General features: G+C 33.2%; 26 protein-coding genes and 1 tRNA gene. All 27 read right to left on the reverse strand.

The window, feature by feature from the left end:
• Positions 1-7 precede the first annotated feature (7 nt).
• Complete coding sequence (locus ACQ0RB_RS04490) at positions 8-610, reverse strand: hypothetical protein (protein ID WP_430496762.1); 603 nt, start codon at positions 608-610, stop codon at positions 8-10.
• Positions 611-772: 162 nt separating this feature from the next.
• Positions 773-1,897 carry a hypothetical protein gene (locus tag ACQ0RB_RS04495; RefSeq protein ID WP_430496764.1) on the reverse strand — a complete coding sequence of 375 codons (1,125 nt, stop codon included), beginning with the start codon at positions 1,895-1,897 and terminating at the stop codon, positions 773-775.
• Between the two features lie 5 nt (positions 1,898-1,902).
• A complete protein-coding gene (locus ACQ0RB_RS04500) occupies positions 1,903-3,648 on the reverse strand; it encodes a hypothetical protein (RefSeq protein WP_430496766.1) in 1,746 nt (581 codons plus the stop codon).
• A gap of 30 nt (positions 3,649-3,678) precedes the next feature.
• Complete coding sequence (locus ACQ0RB_RS04505) at positions 3,679-7,413, reverse strand: hypothetical protein (protein ID WP_430496768.1); 3,735 nt, start codon at positions 7,411-7,413, stop codon at positions 3,679-3,681.
• Between the two features lie 144 nt (positions 7,414-7,557).
• A complete protein-coding gene (locus ACQ0RB_RS04510) occupies positions 7,558-7,689 on the reverse strand; it encodes a hypothetical protein (protein WP_430496770.1) in 132 nt (43 codons plus the stop codon).
• A 59-nt stretch (positions 7,690-7,748) separates the two neighbouring features.
• Positions 7,749-8,279 carry a hypothetical protein gene (locus ACQ0RB_RS04515; RefSeq protein ID WP_430496772.1) on the reverse strand — a complete coding sequence of 177 codons (531 nt, stop codon included), beginning with the start codon at positions 8,277-8,279 and terminating at the stop codon, positions 7,749-7,751.
• A 285-nt stretch (positions 8,280-8,564) separates the two neighbouring features.
• Entirely contained in the window at positions 8,565-9,221 is a 657-nt protein-coding gene (locus tag ACQ0RB_RS04520) for a hypothetical protein (protein ID WP_430496774.1), read from the reverse strand.
• Entirely contained in the window at positions 9,218-9,664 is a 447-nt protein-coding gene (locus ACQ0RB_RS04525) for a hypothetical protein (protein ID WP_430496776.1), read from the reverse strand. Before ACQ0RB_RS04525 ends, ACQ0RB_RS04520 begins: the two co-directional genes overlap by 4 nt.
• A 1-nt stretch (position 9,665) precedes the next feature.
• Positions 9,666-10,694 carry a hypothetical protein gene (locus ACQ0RB_RS04530; RefSeq protein WP_430496777.1) on the reverse strand — a complete coding sequence of 343 codons (1,029 nt, stop codon included), beginning with the start codon at positions 10,692-10,694 and terminating at the stop codon, positions 9,666-9,668.
• A gap of 64 nt (positions 10,695-10,758) precedes the next feature.
• Positions 10,759-11,808: a hypothetical protein gene (locus tag ACQ0RB_RS04535; RefSeq protein ID WP_430496778.1), complete on the reverse strand. Its 1,050-nt coding sequence runs from the start codon at positions 11,806-11,808 to the stop codon at positions 10,759-10,761.
• Between the two features lie 44 nt (positions 11,809-11,852).
• On the reverse strand, positions 11,853-12,758 hold the full coding sequence (locus ACQ0RB_RS04540; protein WP_430496779.1) for a hypothetical protein: 906 nt from the start codon (positions 12,756-12,758) through the stop codon (positions 11,853-11,855).
• Positions 12,759-12,774: 16 nt separating this feature from the next.
• Positions 12,775-12,999: a hypothetical protein gene (locus tag ACQ0RB_RS04545; protein ID WP_430496781.1), complete on the reverse strand. Its 225-nt coding sequence runs from the start codon at positions 12,997-12,999 to the stop codon at positions 12,775-12,777.
• Between the two features lie 5 nt (positions 13,000-13,004).
• Positions 13,005-13,406 (reverse strand): hypothetical protein, encoded by a 402-nt coding sequence (locus ACQ0RB_RS04550; RefSeq protein WP_430496782.1) that lies wholly within the window; start codon positions 13,404-13,406, stop codon positions 13,005-13,007.
• 114 nt (positions 13,407-13,520) lie between these two features.
• Positions 13,521-14,450 carry a hypothetical protein gene (locus tag ACQ0RB_RS04555; protein WP_430496784.1) on the reverse strand — a complete coding sequence of 310 codons (930 nt, stop codon included), beginning with the start codon at positions 14,448-14,450 and terminating at the stop codon, positions 13,521-13,523.
• A 3-nt stretch (positions 14,451-14,453) separates the two neighbouring features.
• Complete coding sequence (locus ACQ0RB_RS04560; protein WP_430496786.1) at positions 14,454-14,843, reverse strand: hypothetical protein; 390 nt, start codon at positions 14,841-14,843, stop codon at positions 14,454-14,456.
• Positions 14,840-15,046 carry a hypothetical protein gene (locus tag ACQ0RB_RS04565; RefSeq protein WP_430496787.1) on the reverse strand — a complete coding sequence of 69 codons (207 nt, stop codon included), beginning with the start codon at positions 15,044-15,046 and terminating at the stop codon, positions 14,840-14,842. Before ACQ0RB_RS04565 ends, ACQ0RB_RS04560 begins: the two co-directional genes overlap by 4 nt.
• On the reverse strand, positions 15,046-16,848 hold the full coding sequence (locus ACQ0RB_RS04570; RefSeq protein WP_430496789.1) for a hypothetical protein: 1,803 nt from the start codon (positions 16,846-16,848) through the stop codon (positions 15,046-15,048). The genes ACQ0RB_RS04565 and ACQ0RB_RS04570 overlap by 1 nt, the downstream gene beginning before the upstream one ends.
• Before the next feature lie 44 nt (positions 16,849-16,892).
• Positions 16,893-18,458: a hypothetical protein gene (locus ACQ0RB_RS04575; protein WP_430496791.1), complete on the reverse strand. Its 1,566-nt coding sequence runs from the start codon at positions 18,456-18,458 to the stop codon at positions 16,893-16,895.
• A complete protein-coding gene (locus tag ACQ0RB_RS04580) occupies positions 18,412-18,825 on the reverse strand; it encodes a hypothetical protein (protein WP_430496793.1) in 414 nt (137 codons plus the stop codon). Before ACQ0RB_RS04580 ends, ACQ0RB_RS04575 begins: the two co-directional genes overlap by 47 nt.
• Before the next feature lie 3 nt (positions 18,826-18,828).
• Positions 18,829-19,059 carry a hypothetical protein gene (locus tag ACQ0RB_RS04585; RefSeq protein WP_430496795.1) on the reverse strand — a complete coding sequence of 77 codons (231 nt, stop codon included), beginning with the start codon at positions 19,057-19,059 and terminating at the stop codon, positions 18,829-18,831.
• Positions 19,052-19,825 carry a DUF559 domain-containing protein gene (locus tag ACQ0RB_RS04590; protein WP_430496797.1) on the reverse strand — a complete coding sequence of 258 codons (774 nt, stop codon included), beginning with the start codon at positions 19,823-19,825 and terminating at the stop codon, positions 19,052-19,054. The genes ACQ0RB_RS04585 and ACQ0RB_RS04590 overlap by 8 nt, the downstream gene beginning before the upstream one ends.
• 247 nt (positions 19,826-20,072) lie before the next feature.
• Positions 20,073-20,146, reverse strand: a tRNA-Met gene (locus ACQ0RB_RS04595).
• 56 nt (positions 20,147-20,202) lie between these two features.
• Positions 20,203-20,631, reverse strand: coding sequence for a hypothetical protein (locus tag ACQ0RB_RS04600; RefSeq protein WP_430496799.1), 429 nt, complete (start codon positions 20,629-20,631; stop codon positions 20,203-20,205).
• Positions 20,632-20,641: 10 nt separating this feature from the next.
• Entirely contained in the window at positions 20,642-22,153 is a 1,512-nt protein-coding gene (gene dnaB / locus ACQ0RB_RS04605) for a replicative DNA helicase (RefSeq protein WP_430496801.1), read from the reverse strand.
• Complete coding sequence (locus ACQ0RB_RS04610) at positions 22,153-22,896, reverse strand: hypothetical protein (protein ID WP_430496803.1); 744 nt, start codon at positions 22,894-22,896, stop codon at positions 22,153-22,155. Before ACQ0RB_RS04610 ends, dnaB begins: the two co-directional genes overlap by 1 nt.
• Positions 22,896-23,354, reverse strand: a complete 459-nt coding sequence (locus ACQ0RB_RS04615) for a hypothetical protein (protein ID WP_430496805.1) — start codon at positions 23,352-23,354, stop codon at positions 22,896-22,898. Before ACQ0RB_RS04615 ends, ACQ0RB_RS04610 begins: the two co-directional genes overlap by 1 nt.
• 3 nt (positions 23,355-23,357) lie before the next feature.
• The gene (locus ACQ0RB_RS04620) at positions 23,358-25,031 is read right to left on the reverse strand and encodes a DEAD/DEAH box helicase (protein ID WP_430496807.1); all 1,674 of its coding nucleotides are present in this window, start codon (positions 25,029-25,031) and stop codon (positions 23,358-23,360) included.
• Positions 25,032-25,046: the final 15 nt, after the last annotated feature.

A 25,046-nucleotide genomic window follows, 5' to 3' on the forward strand; every position in this document is an offset into this window, starting at 1 on the left:
AAGATTATTAGAAGTTAACTTCACCTGCCAATGGGAAGTTGGCTCTTGGTGGGTCTATCTTGTCAGACCAGGTAACAGTACCAATGTACTTTTCAATTTCACCTTCTCCTCTGTTTTGTACAAGATTAAGTACCATTTGTGCTTTAATTCCACAAATACCACCATATACTAAACCTGCTCTAGTGATATACCAAAGCTTGTAAGTTGCGTTACATGCAGTAGTTCTAGCAAATTCGTAGTTGATAGCGTTGGTTTCGTCAATCTCCACATTAAGAGTGTGGTTTTTGCCTGTTTGTAAAGTACGACCTCCAGATACAACACGCGTTTGTACTTCAGGAGCTGGCTTATCACCAATAACCCTAATCATACGAATTGTGTCATCTGGATCTGGTGGTGTTTCGGCTGCCTCTTGTGCAATTCTGGTTGTCCATTCGGTACCATCCTCTACATCTGTAAAGTCGGCTGCATCAGATCTAGCAACTGCAATCCATTCAATTTCTGATAAGTTATTCTCAGGGGAACAATCGTCAAAATCAACTGAAGGTAGTTGTTGGTCATCGCAGTTCTCAGGACAGAGCGTATCTGTATCGTTACACTGTGTATTTGGCATAATAAACGATTTTTAAAAAATTAAACTTTGATTATTATGACTTTTGTTGAGGCGTCAAATCCTCCTTAAGAATCCTTTAGAGTGGATGATTCTCCTGTGTGAAGTTAGGATGACTTCGGTATCATACGTGTAGCAAATATATGAAAAAGAAAACAATGTTTTCTAAGTCACTTCATAATTTAAAATATTGCTAATTATTTGAGCTCCAAATTGAGTTACAATAAATAGCCTAATAGAATAAATACCAGGTTCATAAAATGTATGCTCTATATCTCCTAAACCATAACCAATGGTTTGCCATGTATTGCCACCATCATCACTTATTTGTCTAACAACAATAGTAAAAACTTCTATATTACCAGTTGATGTAGCTTCTAGAGTGCATGGTATGTTATCACAACTTCTATCTTCAGTACCTTCTGTATCTGTCCAAAACAGATTTAAATCAAACAATTCAATATTTGCAATTGGACTGTCACAAGCTGTTGACACAATGGTTTCTTCTATATATGATATCTCAACAAAGGAATAACAACCATCTTGTTCTGGAGTAATTACACAAGTAACGTACTTGTTTTTTTCCTGAAGTTCAGTAGGCGTTTCTCCTAAATATCTATTCACAAAATTAACCTTGTCATGTAGTGGGATTGCCGAAATAGCTTGAGCAATAAAATTAGGCACGATAAAAGAAAGCTGATGACCTTGTCTTAGTTTTTGGAGTGTAGGATACTCATTACCCTGTCCATCTTCTTCAGTTTCCTCTTCAAGCTCTGGCTCTAACGGAACAATAACCGCTTCAACATTAATGGAGTGTTTGAATGTATTATCGTATAACAATTTACCAACTAATCCTTTAGTACTAGCCCATTCAATAGTTACGAACTTATTATCAATGGTGCTTACACAAAATATTTCTGAATAATAATTGCCAAAGTCTGTTTCAACTGAAATATAGTATTCGTCTCCCATTAATGAAGCATCAACTAATAATGCTATCAATAAATGTTTTGTACTTGTCGAATCCAAATACACCAATAAATCTATTATAGTGTCGTTAATTATCGTGTTATCAGAAACGCGCCTTAAATTAACGGTAATTTGATTAACTGCAACAATTTGACTATCTATAATTAATTGAAAAAATTGAGTGCCTAGTCCAATTTTATGATTGTAACAACAATGTGATGCACAGTTGTTTTTAAACCAAAGTGGCTTGGTGTTTGTCCAAATTTCGCCTTCTAAATTATAAAAAGGAAAAGGGTTTTTGTGTGTGTTATAATAGCTCATAATAATTAATCAAAATCAAAGTCAAAATCTTCGTCAAAGTCTCCATACTCAAATGTGTAGGTGATATCCTGTATTTCGTTGAGTAAAAGTTCTAGGTTAAAATTGCAGTTCATTAAATTAAGTTCGGCAGTTTGCACAAATCCCCAACCAAGAGCTGCTCTTATTTGGTCCAATGGGTTAAATAGTTTTATTTGGCTACAAGGCATAATCACATTAAACTTGTCTTGCTTAATAGTAGGAAGTGTACTTTCAAAAACAACGTCTTCGTTATTTAAGTTGCCTTCAGGCAATACCCTAGCATGTCTAAATAATTTATCGTGAAGATGAGCCCAACCTAGAATATTGTTCAAAGATGTGTTAGCTTCAAGAATTCCGTTTTCAAAATATACGTTGTTAGATTGGTCGCATGCTACCAATACAAAACCATCATCTGAAACTAAATCACTTTCAGACTCAGGGTTTTCAAGACAAAACACTATATCTGTTGTAATGTTATTAATAACAGTTTCAGATTTGTTTTCTTCATTATTGTTAGTGCAATTCGAGTCATAAATAATATCTGTGCCAACAAAATCAATAGATCCTGATTCCATAAATTGAAACTTTTCTACATTAGGTAATTTCGTTTCATCATAGGAATATTTTCTAGTGCCTTTTAAATATTTTTCCTTATTGGATGGTGTAGCAAGGTTTAAGCCTAAATTACTCTGAAACCAACTAACATGTTCTATCCTTAAATAATCATCAATAATCGTATACCAACAGTTGAAAATGTTGCAAATTTCCTCTAAAAGCTCAATGAAATTAGTTTCTGCCTTTGTAGCATTGTTTGATGTGTTAGGTCGTTTTACATCTGATTTTTGAAACAGAATTAAGTTTCTGTATTTGTTTGTTTCACCAGTAACATAGTTAATGTTGGTTTCATTTTCTGGGTTCCATTGAAAGAAGTCCGATTGTAAAGTATAGGAGTTGCATGAAACATTTAATAGTTCCTGCATTACTTCTATTAATTTCATTCCATTATCTACTTGGCTGATTGGGTCAAGGTTTATATCTAGAGAAAAATATGATGTACCACCACTTGGATAAGTTTGTTCAAAAGGAACATAACTATAAGTTTTAGCATATTTAATAATACCATTTGTACAGGGTTCAACTACAATCCATTCAGAAGATGCTATATAGTCGCAAGGAGCATTAATTATTTGCCTTAAATAGCTTTTACCACTTCCTAATGTATACCAAAGAACCCATTTATCTTCTATCAATTCTTCATGGTCAATACAATCTCCTCCAACACATAAATATTGTTCAAACTTATATTCAAACCCCAAACTAATTATTTGTTCAGTCAAACCTAAATCTAGAACATTCACATCGTCATCATTATCATCGATACATTGATAACTATCTACAGTATCTACTTTAAATTTAACAGTGCATTTATCCAAATCCCAACTACCATTTGCCATAGAAAAAGTACCAACAAAAAGTTCTGTGTCTTCAGCATCCATTCCACAGTTAATAAGTACTCTTAGAGTTTGAAGATTACATCTACTATCTGATTGTTCTAATGATAAAAAGTATTGAAAATCTTCTTTTATGAAAGTTAAATCCTTAAGTTTTTTTTGAAAATCATATCTAGGCAACTCTTCCTTTTCCCAGGATAATGGCAACTCTAGTCCTGAGTATGGTGTTACATACATTGGATCTATTAGTTCATCATTGGTTAATTCAAATAAAACGTTCATCTATATCTGCTTTTTAAAAGATATTTTTAATTATCCGTTCTTTTTAGGATATTTTTTAGTCACATTCCCTTTCTTTACAAAGAAGAAATTAGAGGTTTCCCAAAACTCTGTTTGATCATCACGCTCTTTTTTGTAGCCTTCAAATTCATTTTTAAAAGCATTCTTAAAGTCTTTAAATTCCTTAAGCATGTTATCATCTGTTTTTGAAGCTTCTTTTTTGGATTGCTCCGCTTCTACATATTTTGAGTTAACACGCTCAATAACTTTAATAGTTGAGCTACCTATTCTAGGTATAGAATAAATATCGAATATGTTGTCTTTTAATTTGCGACCACCTTTTTCCTCTTCAATCATAGCAGCCATTAAACGACCGTATTTTCTATCTTGAGTATTATTGAGTACATACACTTTTTCTTTGTCTTCAAACTCAGCAACACGTTCTCCAGTTTCAGAATTATACACACCAAAACCACCTCTTTCGTGAGTAGGTCCTGAAAGATTAACAGGTCCTTGCTTTAACCCTGTTCTAAAATTTTGACCGCTTCCAATAGCTTGAAACGCTTTTGTTTTGGCAATAGCAAATGCACCAAACATTGTAGCAATAGCAGCAATAGCTACAGGTACACCAAATGGTCCTAAAATATCTGTTGCTACTTTAAAAATGTTTGTTGATGCAGTTATTAAATTGCTCAACTGACTAACAGTATCAATTAAAAACTCTGCCTTAGCTAGTAATGCTTTTCGTTTTTGAGCTTTTTTAAGCTCTTCCTCTTCTTGTCGCTTTTGCTCTTTAAGGTTTTCTAAATCTTGCTGTCTTGCTTCATAATTATTGGCATAACCATCCTCATACAACTGTTTTTCGCGCTCTAGTTCATCTTCAACAGCATCAATAGACTCTTGAAATGAGTTTATTTTATTTCTATGCTCATCAATTTCAGCCTGAAATATGGTAAGTAGAGAATCATAGGTAGTTGTTATAGCAGTAGCAACTCCTTGAGCAAATTCTTCAGCTGCTTCACCTTGTAATCCTAAAGTATCTGCAAGCTGTCTACCAAAGGATTCAACTGAACTGGTCCATGCTCCTATATCATCAACCACAGATTGAAAATCGCTTGTATTTCCTATATCACTAACTTCCTTTTTAACTTGCTTTAATGCTTCAACAGTTTGCAATATTTCATTAGCAACATCTTCACCAAAAGCTTTTCTTAACTCATCAGCTGCTGATTGTATTTCATCTGGATCTACGCTATTTGATAAAGTATCAACCAACTCATTAAATAATCCTTTGTCTTCTAAATTCTTAAATGAATCTTCATAGGTTTGTAATATCTGAAACAGATAGTTCTTTTCAAGGTTTAATAGTTGAAGTTGCTTAACCTTTTCATTTTTTATGATGTCTCTAATGTTTTGCTGTTGAATTGCTAAAACAGTATCTGCAATTTCCTTTTCCCTATCAATACGATCCAAGTTAGTGTTAAGGTCAAAGCTTTGAAGCTCTTTATTCTCTGCTGTATCAACTTCATCAAGAATATTTTTTAAACCTTGCTTTTGAAACTCATCATTAGTTTTATCAATTTGCTCTTGAATATTATCTCTTATGGCATCCCAACGCTCTTGAATTGCTTTTCTGTCATTTTCAGCTTCAGAAACCAAAATAGAATCAATAGCAGATAATGCTTTAAATTGAACATTCTCTAATTCTGCATTGTATTTGTCATCAATTTCAGCAATATCCTTCCTTAATTGTTCATAAGCAGCTCCAGACTCTTCATTGTAAAGTTTATTGAATTCAGCTCTAATTTCGGCCTTTCTTGTTTCAGAAACTTTTAAATCATCTATTTGTTTTTGATAATTAGCCTTTTCTTCTTCTAACCTTTTTTTAAGAATCTCCTTTTCTTTTTCCCTTGTGTTTTCAATGGCTTCAATCCTGTATGCCTCTTGTTGTTTTATGATTGAAGCCATTAAATCTGACATCTTTTGGTATTCATTAATAACATCTTGGTTTACTTCAACTAATGAAATACCTAACTTATTAGCTAATTCCTCCATTTCAGATTCCAATTTCTTCTGTTCATCAATAAAAGCATCAGATTGTTGCTCTAGTTGTTGAGATTGTTTGAAATTATCTATGGTTTGTAAGGACTCTCCGGATAAACCTGGAGTAAAACCTCCTTTGATAAAATTAAATAAACTAACTTCAGTATTATTTCTCTTTTCTAAGGCTTCTTTTGATTTATCAACAGCTAATTGATATGCAGCTTCTGCCTTAGCTTTCAAAGTCAAATATCTTATATAATCTGCTCCTTGTTCAATAAGTTTCCTTTCTAATTCTGTATAAGAACTAACAACACCTAAAGTGTCTCCAAATTCTTTATTATATTCAGAAACTGCCTTTTGTTTTTGGTTGAACGACAATTCCCCTTCTTTAACTTTTTCAATAAGAATATCAAGTTTGGATACTTGGTCTCCAGCAATTTCATTTGATTTTTTGTTTATTTCATTTAGCCTTTCTGTTTCATCGCTAGTTAAGCCTATAAACTTTGATATGTCTTTCCAATGTGTAACAATTAGAGCCAAAGCACCCACTAACAAACCTATACCTATTAGTTTAGTAGCAGCTGCTAATCTTGTAGTTGCTTTTGCGCTGGCATCTGTAGCAACAGCATATTGCGCCTTAACAATTGTCAATGCTTTTCCTGCAACTGTTTCTTTTTTAGATAATTCAGTTTGTACTGCCTGAAGTCCATTAAGTAAAGCAATAGCACCATTTAGTTTAATAAGTGTTTTCTCTAGGTCTTCGTTTTCATCACCAAACAAAGCTGCTGCTCCTTCAGCAGCACTATAAACACCAATAACACCATTAACAGCTCCTATAAGGTTATCCAAGCCCTCAGTTGCTGATGCTTGACGTCTTAATTCAGCATTTGTGCTTGCTATTGCATCATTGTATTTCTCTGCTTTTTCAGTGAGTTCAACCCAACGGTCGCTTCCTCTATCTCCTGCCAATTCTAATTGAACTAATTCATCCTTGACCCTTCTTAATTGAGTGGCCATTGTGACGTTTTCTTCTCTTGCCTTTTTGAGTTGGGATTCATAATCAGCCAAAGCAACTTTTTCTTCTTTCAAGGCTTGAACAGCAGCATTGCGTTCTGAAACTAAATTAGCTTGATCCTGTCCAGGAGCAGTGGTTTTAATTTGCTTGTCAATGTTCTTTATGAAATCCTCAGTTGATTGTATATTAAGCTTTGTTTCATTAATTTTTTCTTTGATTGTATCAAAAGAATCTGAAACCGCTACTGCAGCAGATTTCATTTTGTCTTCAAAAAAATTGACTAAAACAGATAGCGTTTCAAAGTCATCCTCGGCAGAGTTTAATAATTGAAGTAAACGATCATAATCATCAATATTAAGATTGAGTGATTCTAAAGAGGACATGTTTTTAGATAAACTAGACAGTGATTTATCAAAGGCCTCTAATTTTGCATTATCAAATACGTCTTTGTTTTTGCTTCTTAATTCATTGAAGCTTTTTTCTAGGTTTTTTACTGCTTTACCTTCATCAGATAATTGCTTGATATTATCCTTTAGCTTTTGAGAAATCTTCTCATTGGATTTAATAACAGAGTTACCATAATCCTTATAGGCTTTCTCACCTTTGGCAACATCCTTATTGTGCTTATCCCAATATACACTGAAGTCTTGAAAATCTGACTTAAGGTTAGATAGGTCAGCAGATACCTTTACTAAAAGTTCATTATCCATAACGGTAATTTTAAAAGATTGCTACCGTTATTGTTGAGCATCGGTTTTGCTCCTGAGTTATACAAAGATAAAAAAGAAAACTTTGTTTTCGTTAATTATATAATTTAGGGTAAAAGTTGTATATAATTCATCAATAAAATTGTATTAAAAAAGCGACATTCTAGGATACTTCGCTTCAATTTCAACTCGTTTTTCATGATTTTGAAGAAGAAAATAAAACTCTTCCTCAAAGACACCTTTTAATATTTCCATTTCAGATGGTACACCTTTAGACATTTGGTACAATAAATCGTTCCAGGATTTATCAGTTCTAATTTTAGAAATATCAATATAGCTTACTGTTTGCTCTTCGGTTCTTTTTTTATTTGAGTCTTTGAGATTTTGGAGATATCTTCCATGTACTTGACGAAGTCTTTTTTGACGTGAGGTAGCACACTTAGAACTAGCAAAAAAAAACCTGATATCTCAAATCCTGCCTCCTGCCAGTCATTTACCTTTTCTTGAATTCGCTCTTTACTAATAGTCCTACGATCTTCATCTTCACTATTAATATAAAGTGCACAATAGTTCAATATTGGTAAATCTTTAAAATTAAGGTTTTGCTCTAGGTTGTTAACCAAATTATGAATTTTGGTAGCTGCATCAGCAAACTTTACTGTTTTGTCTTTGTTGCTTCCGTTTAAATCATTGTATGCTGAAATGAGCCTACTTTTAATTACTGAAGAACTCATTTCAAAAAGATGAAGCTCGAGTTTTGAAGCTTCAATATGTCTAGCAATAGATAACTTATCCTCTATTATGTAATTTTTGCCATTGGCTTGAAACTTAAAGCCAATTTCTGGTTTTATTGATTTTAGTTCAGTCATTGAATATGTGAGTAATTAGTGAAACGATTAATATAGATATAGCTATAAAGCCAAGGTGTAGAAAAAAATTGTAGTTAAATAGAAAAGGAAAACTCCACATGGCCAACTGACCAGATAAGCATTTTTCACAATTGAAAATGGGCTCATAAAAATAATAGGTCCAATCATTACGTTGTGAAAATTTATTAAATCCAAACAAAAACCATTTTGATAATAGCTTGTCTCTTAAAACGCAATGATACACCCAACTTATTGAGGCAATTAAAAAAGCATAAAAAATGAAATCTAACATTGTACTGGGTTTATTTGTAAATCTGAAATACAACTTTTGCCTATGGAATAATCAACAGTCAAATCCAAACCAAAGGCTTCATAAGGATGCATTAGAAACTTAACGGATTCCATTGGATAGTTATACCTAGAAAATAGCCTTGGTTCATTTTCAATAATTGAAGTTGTACGCACAATTATTTTTTTAAACACTCCAGAGTTAAAATGTCCCTTTTCAAGTGTTGCCCTAATGAGTGTTATTAAAACATGGTTGATACTCAAACATCCAGAGCTGTGTATTTTGTTGTTATTAATCCAACAAACCAATCTAAGCTTTGAGGTGTACTGATAACTGTCGTGTTTTACAGGTCCAGGAGTGGTTCCATTATCTTCAAAGTAAAGTATACCTTTTAGGTTTGAATTAGGTACTAAGTCCTTATAACATCCTGAGCTTATACATTCCTCATAGTTAGAGTCCAAGCTAATAGGAAATTTAGACACCTTGAAAGCGCCTTCAACATCTGTAGGTTGTACTTTTTCTCCTATTGCTACTAAGCCTGCAAGTTTATCAACAAAAAGCAATCCTTGAGGTAAGGGTTGGCTTTGAGCATCTAAACCGTTATCTATTGTAGCTAAAAGGGTTTTTAAAATATTGGCTATTTGTGCTGTCATTTTCTAAAGATGTTATGTTGTAATGACCTAACTACTCGAGGTCTTATTAAATTTTCAATTAAAAGTTTTCTCTCATCTTCATTGACTTTATCAAACTGAGGATATCTAGATTTATTCCATTTTAGTTTATTAATGGTTTCAACATCTACACCTCCAACAGTTCCTGTAACTTTAAGCCCTGTTCTAACTGTACCAGGTCTTTTCCAACCTCTAAACATTCTACCTGTGTAGGTAAGGTTTACAAATCTAATTTCATAACCTTTGGCAGCTCTAAGTTTAACATAGCTTCTTGAAGTATAGCGTCTACCAAAACCTGTATTTTGAACACGCCTAGCTATTAATGCTTTAGCAGTTAAAGCAGCTTCTTCCATTGTTGGTTTTAAATCTTCTACCGTTTTTTCAATGGCGTTTTCAAGGTTTGATATGAAATCTTCTGGTGTCAAATTATATCAATTTTCCGCCCATAGATACCTTCTTTTGAGTATTACAGACAAAGCAATTACTATTATGTATTGTAGAGTTTTCTGCAAGCCACATCACTAAGCTTGAAAAGTTTTTTTCAAATTTTCGCTTTCTTCCATATAAATACTCGCGGTCCGAAAAAGTATCAAAATTTATATCTCTTGAAGCAAATAAATCTTCGATTGTTAGTACTCCCATTTTGTACCACAATGCCATAGCAAAACGCCTTTCAAAAACACTGTCTACCAAGAAATCACAAATAAGACTATCTATTGAACAGCTAATAACTACATCTAAGCTTAAACCAAAAGAATAATTACTTACATTATCTAAGCCTTCTATTGTTGCTCCTTTAACTCCAACAGGTGTTATATACTTTTTCCTAACAGATTCCACTCCACTACATCCACAACTTGTTTTTGTGTTATATGGCTGAAGAGATCCTGTTTCATAAACAAACATGTATTCGTTTTTTTCACCATTCTCTACTATTGGAAGTATCAATGGACTTTCTAGCTCATGTACTACACCACCTACTGCATCTATTGTAATCTCGTAATCATCATCTAGCTTTTCACCGTTTTTATAAACCTCAAGAGTTAAAGTACCTGTATTGGCAAAGTATAACATTACTTTTTTAACTATGATTGAAGCACCTTCAATATGCTTGGTATCTAGCTTTAAACCTGAATAAGTTGATGTTGCTAATGTTTGGCTAAACTTACGTTCTCCTATGCGTCCTACATACGCTTTATGCTTTTGTTGGTAATGGTTAGAAATTTCAACTTGAAGTTCTGACTCTAAGAAGTTAATGGCGTTATTGTATATTTTTTCAAAATTATCAGAAAGCTCTTCGCCACACTTTAAGGCATTTTTAATTACCTCCATATCTATTCCTTCAAGTTCATCAAGCCAAAGACCTTGTGTGCTTTTCGTTAAAGCCTCATCGACTTCATAACAATCACATTCGGTTCTTGATAATCCTACTAGGTTTTCATAACAGTATTTCATGGATGATGTTTTAAAAAAAGGGTGGGCAAAACCCACCCTTTCATAATTAACTATAAAACTAAAATTAAGCTACTTTTGTATAAGAAAGTATACCAGTTACTTGGTCAAATACATCAGGCTCAGTATCTACTAGGATATCACATCCTACTGGGTTAAGTACAAAATCGAAGTTAGCTTCTATGTAGTATTTATGAATAAATCTCTTACCAGAGCATGAGTATTCATAAACCACATCATACTTAAGACCAGGTATGTTTCTCGATGGTATTGTAAACCTTGTTTGTTTACCTTCTTTCGGATGATGGTCTGTAGGTTTATCTGTGAAATAGTTTCTAGAAGCAAAAGCATATGCACTAGATGAAATCAAGAACGTGTCATCAGTAACAGGAGCTGTTGGGAAACCAACTAAATCGAAATATGTATCGAATAACATGGTTCTTTGCTTGTCTCCTTTACCGTCAGAATTACCTTGGTCTAATTGAGCTTTTAAATAATAACGATATAACGCACCATTGTCTACAATAAACGGATCTACTAACTTATTCAGTTTAGCGTCTATGGCCATTTTTACGTATAGATCGTTAGTATAATCAGCAGTTGGTATTTGCAAAGTACTACCACTAAGGGTATACGTTTCTGCATTTTTATTATAACCTGCATTAGCTGATAAGAATAATAATGATTGCGCATTAATCCACTCATCAAGAGCTTTTGTTTTGGTTAATAATTTTTGAGCTACCAACTCTTCAAGAGTATATCGATTTCTCAATAGGTCGTTTTCATTAATTTGAAATGAAGCTGACTTGCACTTTGATAAATTAACATCTTTGTATGCCAATGCAATATCTGATGCAGTAAAATCACATACTTCTTGGCAATCATCATCTAAAGTTTCACCACAAGAATCTAACCAAACAATTCTTACATTGTTGGCTTCTAGCTCTGGGTTTTCTAATTGAGTAATGATTCGAGTACGATCTTTTTGCTTTGTTGCCAAAGCTTTAATAGTTTCCGCATCAGCAGTATACATTTCAGTTTGGTTTTGGCTGTCAGCCCAAACTTCTTCTGCTTTTAATATAATGTCGCCTTGTGTAGCAACGCTTAAATCTGCCATTTTAAATTTTTGGATTTAGATTAAACAATTATCTTAATTCGACATTATTGCTTATTCCAGTCTTCCTTAGCTTTTTGACGGTCTGCCAATGGTATAGATGTATCTGTAACATAGGCAGCATATTCGTCTTCAGATTTAAACTTATGGTTTCCAGAACCACTACCACCTCCAGAGCCACCTCCAGGAGGCGTGTCTCTTTTGTCAGATTGTTTAAAATCATAAAGATCACTTGCAGCACCTTTTACAAGGTCATTAAATGAAATACCATGTCCATGAGCATCTTCAACACGTTTTCCATCTTTTAAAGGGATGTAGTCATCATCATTCTCAGTAGGTTGCCAATCATAACCCTTAAGTCTATCTAAAAGATAGTTTCTTTGGTTATTAGCTACCTTTGGATTTTCAGATAACACAGGATTCATTTCGTCCAATAGCGCTAAGGCTTTTTTAGAAACGTTTCCAAAAACGCGTTCTTTTTTCATTCCAAGAATCACTTGTTCGTTATCTTCCTTGATTTTCTGAATGTCATCTTTGTGAGCCTTTTCTTTTTCTGTTAGTAATTTAATTACTGTTGGATGCGATTTAATCTCATCATCAGAAAGCTTACCAGCCCCTTTTTTAGATGTTTCAGATTTAAGTTCTACAACTTTTTTAACCAAGTCGATACCTATAAGGTCTTCATCAATATCAAAGGTGTCTTTGATTTCTTTCTCAAAGGCAACGCGCTCTTCTTTTTTGGCTTTGTTGTAGCCTTCAGTGAATTTGTCTTTGCCTTTTTGTCCGATTGCTTCAATACGGTCCTTATCTAGTTTAAGGAATGCTTCTAAAAACTTTGTTTCATCAAAGTTTTCTTCATTCTCAGGAAGAATGTTAATAATATCGTCCTCTGAAGTTTTATATGCGGTCTTCAGCCCATCCGCCAGTGTTTTAATTAATTTTACGTATGACATGAGTATTAATTAAGAGTTATTTTTTATTCTCTGAAGCCTTATCCTTTACTTCAGTTTGGGTGTTTTTCCCATCATCAGCAGTATCCTTAGACATTTTGGATTCCTTGTCCATTACATCTTTAGGTAAAACTGCAGGTGCTTTTTCCTTGAAAAGTTTAGGATGTTTTTTTAGCACCAAATCAGGATTTGAACATACATGCTCTTTTCCTGTTTTTTTGTTGATAAGCACTTTCTTAGCCATGATTATTACTTTTTATCAGACTTTGCGGCTGGTGCCTTAGCTTCTTCCTTTTTAGGGACTTCTTGCTTTGGCTGTTCAGCTGGAGTGCCTTTAACATGTTTAGATAATAAGTCGGCTTGCTCCTTTATCTTACCTTCTAGTTCAGTAATTTTGGTGTCCTTCTCTTGTATTTGAGATTTCAAAGAAGTGTTTTCCTCACCAAGCTCCTTTACCTTACCTTCTAGTTCAGTAATTTTGGTTTGTTCAAGTTGCTTGTCTTTGTTCAGTACTTCTTTGTCTAGGTCAGATGCAAGTCTCCATCCATAAGTGGACTTGCTTTTTACCATAGCTTCCCATTGAGATTTTGGGACTTCTTTGGTTTTTCCATTTTTAGATATTTTTACAATATCCTTGGTTTTCTTTGCCATTTGACATTTGAATTAATGATTAATAAATTATGAAATGTCATTTTGTTGAGCCTGACCTAGCTCCTGCAGTGATTACAAATATATAAAAAAGAAAACATAGTTTTCTTTATTTGTTTATGACATGCTTTCTAGAGTGCGTTTGATTGTTGATTTATGACCTCCATCTTTAAGGTCTGGTCTTAAAACATAGGCTACTTCTGAAGCTATAAAATCAATACTATGCCTACAATTATACCCACCTCTATCTATTAGCCAGTTATAGCTTTCTTTACTCGGTATTGCTGTTAGAGTAGGATCGTCTACCCACTTTTCTGCTTCTTCTATACTGAAAACTTTACCATTCTTTTTTTTACAGAATGCTCTAGAGGTTTTTATAACACCACCATTGTAAATGAAATATTGCAAGCCTAAACGATCAGCATATAAAGCTCCAGTGTACGCATCTAATTGTGCGTATACATCAAATGAAAATGTACGATAATGTTTATCAAACAATCCTAATCGCTCATTGTCACCTTCAATAACTGTCTTTAGTGACCTTCTTAAAAGTTCAGGTGTGGTACCTTTAAAAAGTTCTCTAAAAATATGCTTTTGTATTTCGCTTTTTAGAACTGATTCATCAGCTAAGGATTGTAGAAAACCGTTTTTTAATGTTTTACCTTTATCGTCAATACCTAGTCTTCGGTTAACTATTTTACGAATAGCATCGGTATGAGAGGATTTAGCATTAACTGATTTTTTATAAAATGTCTCATTTTCAAATACTATTGTTTGAATGTCTGACATAATAGACTCTAGCAATCTAATTCGTGTAGTATTGGAATAACTTCCATATGCAGCATTGAAAAGAGAAATAGTTTTTTGGTTAAGTTTAGAAAGGATCCTACCGTTTTCTGTTTGGAGTTGGTCCAGGAACATATTGAGCATTGACTTGGTAAGCGATGAGGATGCGTTTTGAATACGTTTTTCAATTTCCTCAATTATCTTATCAATTTTTTTTGCCTTGAGATAGGAAAGGTTTTGTATTTCTTTAGGTGTTGGCATTTACTAATTAATTTTAATCACACCACGCTTTTCCAATTTTTTAAGTAGATTTTTTTTGTTAAGAGCAGATATATAAATACAGTTTTCTTTTTTAATTACTTTTTTTCTTGAAGGTTCAATCGCATCTAGAATTACTCTTTTTAAAGTACCTGTCCTGTTTGTTTGTACTCCAAATCCTTTTGGCTTATCTATATTGGCTGCTTTTTCATAGCTCGCTTCACATTCTTCAAATTGAGCCTCAACAATGGTTTGTTCTTTTACATTAACTTCAAAAAGAGTGTGCCCTTTATGGATACGCTTAGACCCAATTAATGTCTCGCTGGTTTCCTGTTGAACTTGTCTTACGTTTTCAACTTTATCGGTATTGGGTTTTAGTGATGTTAAGTGGTTCATAATCTAATTGTGGGTTTTTCATCTACAATCTCTCTTTCGTTATACCAGTTTTTATCTCCAGTATTAGTCATAGTTTGGTATTCAAACCATTTTGCTAAAAAATTATAGATTATATTAACAACTACTAACTCTTCACCATCTGATATGTTTAACCAAACAGTATCTCCAATATCAAATTTTGATTGTAAATCTACTTTTGCCATTACGCTGTTTTTAAATCAAACTTTGGTGTAGAGCTTCCAATCTCTTCAATAATCACATCTACCTTATCCTTTATAAGTTCTTTTTGCTTTGCTAATGCTAAGCTGTAGAAATTTTCATGTTCACTTTCTAAATCATCAAATATGCTGTCAAAATTTGAGTACAGTATCTGCTTAAACTTAGTAGTGTTATTGTTTAAAATAATGTTGTTGATTTCAACATCGCTTTTACCAGGAAACGGAAAGTGCCTGTTTTTTATCTTAAGCTTTGAAAGCTCGCTTTGATCATCAGCATAAATAATATCTAAAATATCATTGTTGATACTTTCTCTAATGTATGATGGCGCGCTGCTTTCATTTGCTTTTTTCAAATCATCCAATAGCTGATTTAAAGTTTTTAGTTTTAAATCTGATGGAAATTTATGCCATACTGTTGTATCTTTTTCATAACCCATATACAATACAGTAAGGTTAACAAAGAACATCCATACTTCACTATATTTATCACCAAATGGATGTAATGTATCATAGACACTATCCATATCAAACGTAGCCTCTGTTGCAGTATTGAATTGTGTTTGAACTATGCTCTCAGAATTGAACATCATTCTCATGATTTTCTTCTCAAGCTTATCTGCATATTTATCCAAAAAGTCCAAAACACCTTCAGGAAATGGAATGTAGGCTGAAAGTTTTGACACATCAACCATATCCTCTAATCGTTTAGGCATTGGAATTTCTTTGATATCAGCAGCAGAGCCATGATGCTTTTTACCTGTACCATTACACACTGAGCACTCAGCTCCTCCAACTAAAATACCGTTGGCACAACCTTTAGCCTCACATTGTTCTGTATAAGAAATCTGCTGTGGAAACGCATGCAAGGTAATTGATAATTGAAGCTCAGAGGATAGCTTAATAAATTGCTCCATTAATGGTAAGGCTTCATAATGGAATGGATTGACATAAGTTCTAGAGTTTGTCTCAACATCTTTAATATAACCTACTCTCATCAAAGGCACTTGACCTGATTTGTGATTATACTTATTTACATAGTATTTATCCTTAGTATCTTTTGTAGATGTCCACTGAGATGTATGAGCTAAAGGCTCTTTTATGTCTTCAGGAACTTTTATGTACTCATAAGCATCATCCTCTCCATAGATAATGAATCTATCGGTTGTTTTATGCTTATTATCTTTATCAATGTAATCATGCTTAAGTTTTACTATAAGCCATTGTGTTTGGTCGTTTACAATTGAGAAATTAATAACAGATTCGCAAGAATACTCAATAGGAAATGTTTGAGGCTTTTCTTTATTTTCATCAAATGGATTGAAAGCTATATGTAGCCATGCGTTAGGATCAATAAATGTCAAAATCTTAAAACGCTCGTTTAAGAATTGGTCAACCCCATTATTGTCGGATTCTCCATAGAAATTTATTAACGTATCATCAATTTTTTTGGCTTCCTCTAGTTTTTTAGTATCTATCAATTTTACAACTCTGTTAGATCGAACCACTTTATTAAATGGCTTCATGAGTTGTGAACAGATAGATGGCAAATAGTGTTTTGTTAGATTTTTTCTTTGCTCAAACAAATCAGCATCTTCCCTCCTAACAAATTGCCTTAGATAATCATTCAATGGATACTCTTCTAAAGTTTTTCCATCTTTATTTTTAGTTTTACGAGGAGCATTTATTATAAAGGCCTTATACTTATCTGAAAGATTGCAAACGTGTGCATAGTCTGGATGAGTTATATTATTGACTATAGTTTCCTGAAGCTGCTTTTCTAAGTCCATTTGAAATGTTTTCAACAAATATAATGAAAACATTGTTTTCTTGTTTATTTCTGATAATAATCGTCTAAAAGCTCAACTATGAAGTACTCTAATGCATCAGATGTATGACCTAGTTTTTCAAATGATTCTTTAGTTTCTGGGTCCTTTTCTTTTTCTTTAAACTTTCCATCTACTCCTTCTTTAAGCCATTGCATATCATTAATCAATTCTTTACAACTTTCATCAATAATGATAACAACAGTAAGTAATTTACCGTTATACTCTATTTTAAGTTTTAGCTCCAGTATTCTATCAACAAAGTCTCTGCGGTTAAAAACACCTTTATTTTTCTTAGGCACCTTATCTGAAGAAGATGAAATATACTTTTTAAATTTATCTCTTACAGTATCAAACTGTGTATAGTCACCACTACCTGCTTGTCTATAGTCACCAGAGGCATCACCATAGAAAAAAATATGAGGATCATCATCTTCATAGTCTTCTAAAAATCTATCACATACTGCTTCAGTAGAATTAAATGGACTTGACAAACAGTATTCTTTAAAAAACCTTATATGAAATTCCATTTGTTCATACATAGCCTCTACTTGAGCAGCTAGTAAAGTCATGTAAGGTTTTGCATTAAAATCAAATGATAAGTGGATAGGAAGCGTTTCATCGTATAGAACTGGTTTAACATGAGTAAGCTTGCTAAATTTCCTAAAGAATGAGTCTCCTGTTCTTGCAAATGGGTAACCAAAAATATATTTTAAACCTTCATTTTCTGATAAGTTTGAAAGTCTTATTTCAATATAATTATCTGGCAGGTTGTGAGCATTCCAATAGGTTGAATAAATACAAACACATTGACTTCCATTTTCCATGTAAAAGAAGTCTTTAGGATCAATAACCTTGTCATATATTTCCTTTTCATATTCAGGCAAACCAAACATATCTGTAAGCCACTTAACAACACCTACAGCTGGAGATGTATTGATACAACATGGGTTAAATGGAGTAAACCCTGTATGAGATTGAGTTTCTTCTAAAAAAACAATTTCAAGTGTTTGATTGTTATAAAACAGTCCAGGTTGTGAAAGTCTCGCTAGAATGACAGCTTTTAGCGCATCTTCTTTTGTATCCTTGGTTTCATCTAATTCAGCCCAACCAATCTCCTTTCCATCATGAGCCATATAGTTATCAAGCGATGCTAAGAATATAATTGCACCATTTAAGAAACTTATAATTCCTTTATAATTATTGAACTTGTGAATTTTCTTGAAATGACCGGGAGGTTTTTTATCAATAACATACTGGCCGTTTGGATTTCCTTTTGGATCGTACTCTGTTAAAAAAAAATTTTGTTGCCATACTTTTCTAACAGCAACTAATGTCGATTGCGTTAGCTGCATATAAGTATTTGCAGCAATCATACCTTTTATTTTTGGTGCATTTAAAACAAAAAAACCTGATTTTATACCAATAAGGTGAGATTTACCAGCTCTTTGCCCTGCCATATTTAGAGTTAATGGCTTTCGTGATGCAAATACTTTTAACTGTGGAGTATGTAGTTTAATAACGTGCTCATCCATTACATTCTTGAATGATAACTGTTCTAGGAGCCATATCACCACCTACTGTTTTGCCTTTAGTAGTAACATCAACTCTTCTAACAGAATAAGGCTCTAACATAATAATGAGTTTTTCAATAGATGCCTGAGCTCTCAATCCTGCTGGTGTTCCTTTGTATTCTGGTTTTAAGGATCTAATTCTATGTTCAAGTTGAGCAATTTTGTTCTGACGCCTTGTTTCCATATCGGTCTCGCTGTCAACCATCCAAGCTAAACGCGCATCTTTAATATATCTTTTAGCTTGACGTGTACTGATTCCCCACTCAGTCTTCATTTGTTTACGCATTAGGTCCTCTGGAACTCCATCAAGAATCCAATGCTGTACTTTCAATATCCTTTTTTCTTTTTCAAGCTTAGATATTCTCATTTTTTATGGTTTAGGATACATACGTTTAATGACCTCAATATGCCTTTTCAATTCATAAATACGGTCGTTTAACTTAATGCGTTCACGCTCACGCATAACCTTAATCTCTTCGTTAATCTCAGATATTGCTCCAGGTTCATAGGCTTTAAGTGCATCCTCACAAATGCTCTTTTCTTTTTCTAGATACTCAACTATATTATCTCTAAAATCAATATCATTGCTTGTTTTAGCCATTTATAATTGAAATTAATTGTTTATCGAAAAAATTAAATCCTGATTCTTTAACCTGAGTATCTGAAATTCTTAAAACTTTCAATCCTTTGGATTTTAAAAAGGAATCTTGTTTAATATCTATTGCTTTTCTTTCTGGTTTAGTATGCCAGTACTCTCCATCAAATTGAACGACAGCTTGGTGTTTTTCAAAAAACACATCTACAGAAACCGTATCAAACAATAAAACTTGTTCTTTAAAATCTAAATCCAATTTAAAACCTAGTGATATTAACCACTTTCTACCTTTTTTTTCAAAAGAATTAAGACCATATTTTTTAAATTTTATTTTGTTTGCCTTATGAGACTTTTGTTTCATCCTCTTAGTGTCATTGTTTCTGCATATTATAGAACAATACAAAATTTTATGACCTCTTTTAGCTGATTTTTCAACTTCGGATTTACTTCTTCTAAATTCAATACCACACATTTTACATTCAAAAGACAGTTTATTTCTTCCTTGATAATCTATTTGACATTGAGTTGAACAAAAATGATTCTTGCTTCTATTAATTTGGCTTTTTGGTTTGTAAAACTGTTTATTACATTGCTTACAATTTACATTCTTTCCATTCTTTTGAATAAAAGCAACTCCTTTTTTTGAGCTTTTCCAACACTGTTTACTACAAAATTTTCTATTCTCTTTTGCGTAAGCTTTAAATATAGTATTACAAACTTTACAAGTATGTTCTGTTTTAATTACTCTAGATTTTAAAGTGTCGTTTCCCATTTGTAGATTTTTAAAAAGCCAGTCTTTCCTGGCAGTCAGAATTACTATTCAATTCGGTCAGTTCAATCTCCGTAATCAATTCCATCAATGCTACTTTTTCCGCTTTGTCAACAGTCACCTTTTTAGTGCTGTATTTTCGCCTCCCGTCATGTCGGTATTTCTATAACTGTCCATGAAGTCAAACGTCTCGGGCATCATGTAAATCAATACATCTTTGAACATTCGTCTCGGTTCTCTGATTGCGTTGTGGCGAGAAGCGGACTCGAACCGCTGTCCGGATGGATATGAGCCATCCCATCTACCAACTGATTGTATCTCGCTGTTTATATTTTTAGATTATAGGACATACTATGACTTTACAAAAGTAATATAAAATATTACTTTTTGATTAATTTTTTTAAATCTGCTTCCAAATTTTTGTAATTCAATGCTGTATATCTTAATACTTTCCAGCCTTTAATTAAAGCTAAATTATATTTAATGCAATCCTTAGTATAGCCACCAATAGTGGTATGACCGCTTTTTTCACTTATTAAACCTTCGTATTCTATTGCAATTTTTAAATCAGGAATAGCCCAATCAAATCTATACTTACGGTCATTAGCAAACTTATGCTCTTCAACATACTCAGAAATTAATCCTTCGTGACACAACACCCAAAGAATGGTCTTTATAGCCTCTTTTTCGTGCGAAATTTTACCATTTATGAGATATTTAGTGCTTAAAACGTTACTTTTTGGTGTGTTTTCGTGCAAATTATTTCCTAAGTTGAGTTTTTCTATGTCTTTTTTGGACCAGCTTTTCATTGCATAAAAATTAAAACGGTAATTCATCAGGATCATATCCTGTGTTATCTTGGGTTGGTTGCTGTGGTTCATCAAAAGCTTCTTGGGTTGATGCAGGTTCAAAGTCATCAGTCCAATCATCATTTTGTTTATCATTCAAATCGGTAAACCTCATGTATTTTAATTGGCTTGAGTCTAAATACGTTGCTCCAAGCCTTCCCTCTCTAGTTTTTGCAGTGTTTATTTCACATTGTCCTGCTGTTGGTGTTCGTGCTTCATCATCCCATTCTGATATTTTGTAATATTCTGGACGAAGCAAAAACTGAACTACATTAGCATCTTGCTCAATTGCTCCAGACTCCCTAAGGTCTGATAAAACAGGTCGTTTCATTCCTCCTCTAGTCTCTACAGCTCTAGATAATTGTGATAAGGCAACTACTGTTATTTCAAATTCCTTAGCAATAGCCTTAAGCTTTCTAGAAATGTATGAAATCTCCTGTTCGCGGTTTCCATTTTTGTTGTTTACAGATGCTCTCATCAGCTGTAAGTAATCGATGTAAACAATTCTTACTCCATGCTGTCTAACCCATTTTCCTATGATTGTTTTTGCTTCTGTGGTTGTAGTTTCACTACCATCGTGAATGTATAGAGGCAATTTTTTAATTTTATTGGCTTCATTTTTAAGCACAATTTTTTCAGATACTGTGAGCTGGTGCTGCTTAATTCTACTACTTTCAATTCCAAACTCATTGGCAATAATTCTTCCCAACAATTCAACATCGCTCATTTCCAGTGATAAAAACCCAACAGGAAATCCTTTTTCGGCTTGAAATTTTGCTTCATTGAGCACAAAAGCAGTTTTTCCCATACCAGGACGAGCTGCTATAATTACCAAATCGTTGGGATGATAACCGTTTGTCCTATCGTTAAGTTTAGTAAACTTGCTAGGAATACTGGCTATAGGGTTTTCGCTGTTTTTAATTAGTTTATCATAAACCGTGTTTAAATCCTCTGGTTTTTTCCTGAGTAACCATTCCGAAGTATCATCCAATGAACGTTGCGACTCTTCTAACAAGTCAAAAATATCCTTGGTTTCATCGTATGCCTCCTCAATGATTTTACTAGCAACTTTTATGCTTTCTCTCTGTACATATTTTTGCATTACAATACGACAATGCGTTTCAATATGCGCAGATGAAGAAACATGTTGTGTCAACTCAATTAAGTAAAAATCTCCTCCAACTAAATCGAGTTTGGATTGTGATTTCAATTTTTGAGAAACGGTTAAAATATCAACATCAACATCTTCAGAAAAAAGCTCCAGTATTGCTTTGTAAATATATTTATGCGAATCTTTGTAAAAGACATCTTCATTTTCGCTTAAAATTTCAATAGCTTCTAAAAGGCCATTTTTATCAATCATCATTGCGCCAAGAATTGCAACTTCAAGATCAATTGCTTGAGGTGGTATTTTGCCTTTTTCTAAGCTGATAATTGTTGATTTATCAGTTTTAAAATTAGTATTTGGTTTAGGTTGTTGCATTAGTATCTATCTGGTGGGTTTGAGTGTTGCTGAGTTTGTTGAATTGGTTTTTGTTGATTGGTTATCCATGACCTTGTAAATTTTCTTAACCTTGGCATGAGTTGTTCTGGTAGCATTTCAATTTTACCTTGAGAAATTTCGATATCAACAGTATCGTTAAACGAGTCCAAAAGCATATTCCAATCATGGACTTGTTTTTTGTTTTGCATTTCAAAATCTGAATACTCTATTTGTTTTTCAGATTTTAAAAATTGAATCGCGTGTGCGTTATTTACTTTCTCTTTTACTTTATATTTCTCTTTCTCTTTTACTTTCTCTTTATAAAGGTGGGTTTTTTGGGTTATTGGGTTGGGTTTTTTTTCTGGGTTATTGGGTTTTTTTTCATCTGAATTTTTTTGTTGATTTGGAGTTGTTGATTTTTTTGGAGGTCGACCTCCTTTTTTACCATTTTCTCGTGCAGCTTCAGCTTTTGAAATACGCTTTTTTACGGTCTTCAAATACCATCTACCATCATCCATAACTTCAATAAATTCCATGAGCTTTTCATACTCTATATCTGTGAGTTCAATATCAAGGTCATCCATGAGGTATTCTCTATTCATATCAATTGGTCCACTTTCCATATTGATGAGATCAATGATTTCTCTTATAGTATATCTTACCAAAGGAAATCGCTTTAAACGTTTTCTAGTATTGGATGTAAACCAGTCTTTTGGGTAAAATGTATATCCTAATTGTGCCATTATTTAAGTGTATTTTTGTCGATTGCCAATCCTTTTTCTATTAGTCCGAATACGTCGAAGTGATTTTTAAATAATTGATTTAAAACATTCAATGTTCTTGATAATTCAAAAAAGTTTAAATCACAAACATCTCTTAAATAAATATTTCCGTCGTCTGAACTATATTCTATATAAAACTCCTTATCTACATCGTTTATAATATTCCATAAATCAAGTTCTAAATCACTTAAAGGTCTTAGTATTGGTTTGAAATCATTATAGTAATGACTAATCTCTTTGTTTGGTTTTTCTAAAACTTCAAACATTAAATTATTATAAGAGAAAACGCTTCTTTTTAAACAAACACCAATAACAGTATAATTATGACCATCTTCAGGAACATCAATACCATACTTAGTATTTATTTTTAATCCATAAGGCAAATAAGGCGCTATGTGTTTTAATTCTAGTTTATTCATAATCTACTTTTTAAATAAATCAATAATTCCATCAACCATATCCATTTCAACGTTATCGGTTGCTCCAGTTATGGTATTAGCTACATGACGTTTTTGTAGTATGAGTTCATACATACGCTCGTCTATAGTGTGCTGTCCTAAAAAATAGGTGCACATTACATTGTTTTTTTGCCCAATTCGGTGCGCTCTGTCCTCACATTGCACACAATCGGCATACGTCCATGGGTACTCAATAAAAGCCACCCTAGAACTAGCTGTTAGTGTAATACCTACACCTGCAGCTTTTATATTACATACTATTAGTTGCGTGTTTGGATCCTGTTGAAAGGCATCAATACTCTTTTGCTTTTCCCAATCTTTATCTCTACCAGTTACGGTTACAGCTTTAGGAAACTCCTTTAAAAGCTCGTCAACAATTACATGATGAACTGCAAAAACAATGAGCTTTTCTCCTGAGTCTATAACTTCATGTATAAAATCTTTGGCTTCATTTAATTTTCCATAGGCAGAAATCTTTTTAAGCTCTTGCATCTTAACAATGATTTCACCACGCATCTTTTTAGCAATCTCCTTATCGTTTGCACCACTTTCTTCAAGGTATTTCACAAACTCATCTCTTGCTTTGTTGTACTCTTTTCTGGTAGTGATATCACATAGTATGGTTTGACGTTGTTTTTCAGGGAGGTCTTTTGCTACTTCAGATTTTTCTCTTCTAAAAAAGCAGTACTTATTAAGGTAATAATTGAGCTCTTTTAAATTTGAAGCTCCTCGACCACCTTCGCAGTACCTTGAAAAAAACCTGAGCTTACCTCCAAAATCATTTAATCGACTTATAATGGCCAATTGCGGATATAAATCAACAGGTTTGTTAACTACTGGTGTTCCTGTGAGTAGAATAACCCATTCTTTATCTCTTGAAATTCTTAGGATGAGTTTTGCGTTTTGAGTTTGCGGGTTTTTACATCTATGGCTTTCATCTACTATTATGGATTTGAATATTGAAATCCTTTCGTCCATAACGATATCTTTGGACCTGCTCATCTTATTTTTTGGAGGCATATAAGACACAAAGTACTTTTTAAGACTCTCATAATTGGTAATAAATACATCAGCCATATTAATTTGATGGTACCTATGCCATGAGTCTTTAATTTTGTTCTCCAGGATAAGTGGTTTTTTATCGGTCCACATTTCCCACTCACGTTTCCAATTTATTTTAGTGGAAGATGGACAGATCACTAAGCAAGGAAACACATCATGTCCTGATAGTGAAGCTCCATAGATGGTACCTATAGATTGTAATGTTTTACCCAAACCCTGCTCATCTCCATTGATAAATCGTTTTAACTGCAGGCCTCTAGCAACACCTTTAGTTTGATATGGCCTAAAACCAAATCCTTCTGGATGTGATAAAGGAATATCAACAGCTAGTTCAGGTAATGGTTGTATATCACCATATTGTTGTGGAGTTTCAACATCAATCTTATAATATGTAGCCTTAGCGTACTTTTGTAAAGCTATTAATGCATTACGTTGCTGCAAAGGCACTCTCCATGACTTTTCTTTATAATCATACTCAGCTCCAGTAATTTTTTTTACTGCAGCAATATTGCGTTTGCGAAAATGATTATAATCTATGTTCACTCTAAACTCTGTTTTATACTCTAAAATCTGCATAGGTAATATATTATA

Origin of the sequence: Gaetbulibacter sp. PBL-D1, from assembly GCF_050509525.1 — a bacterium.
GTDB lineage: Bacteria > Bacteroidota > Bacteroidia > Flavobacteriales > Flavobacteriaceae > Gaetbulibacter_B > Gaetbulibacter_B jejuensis.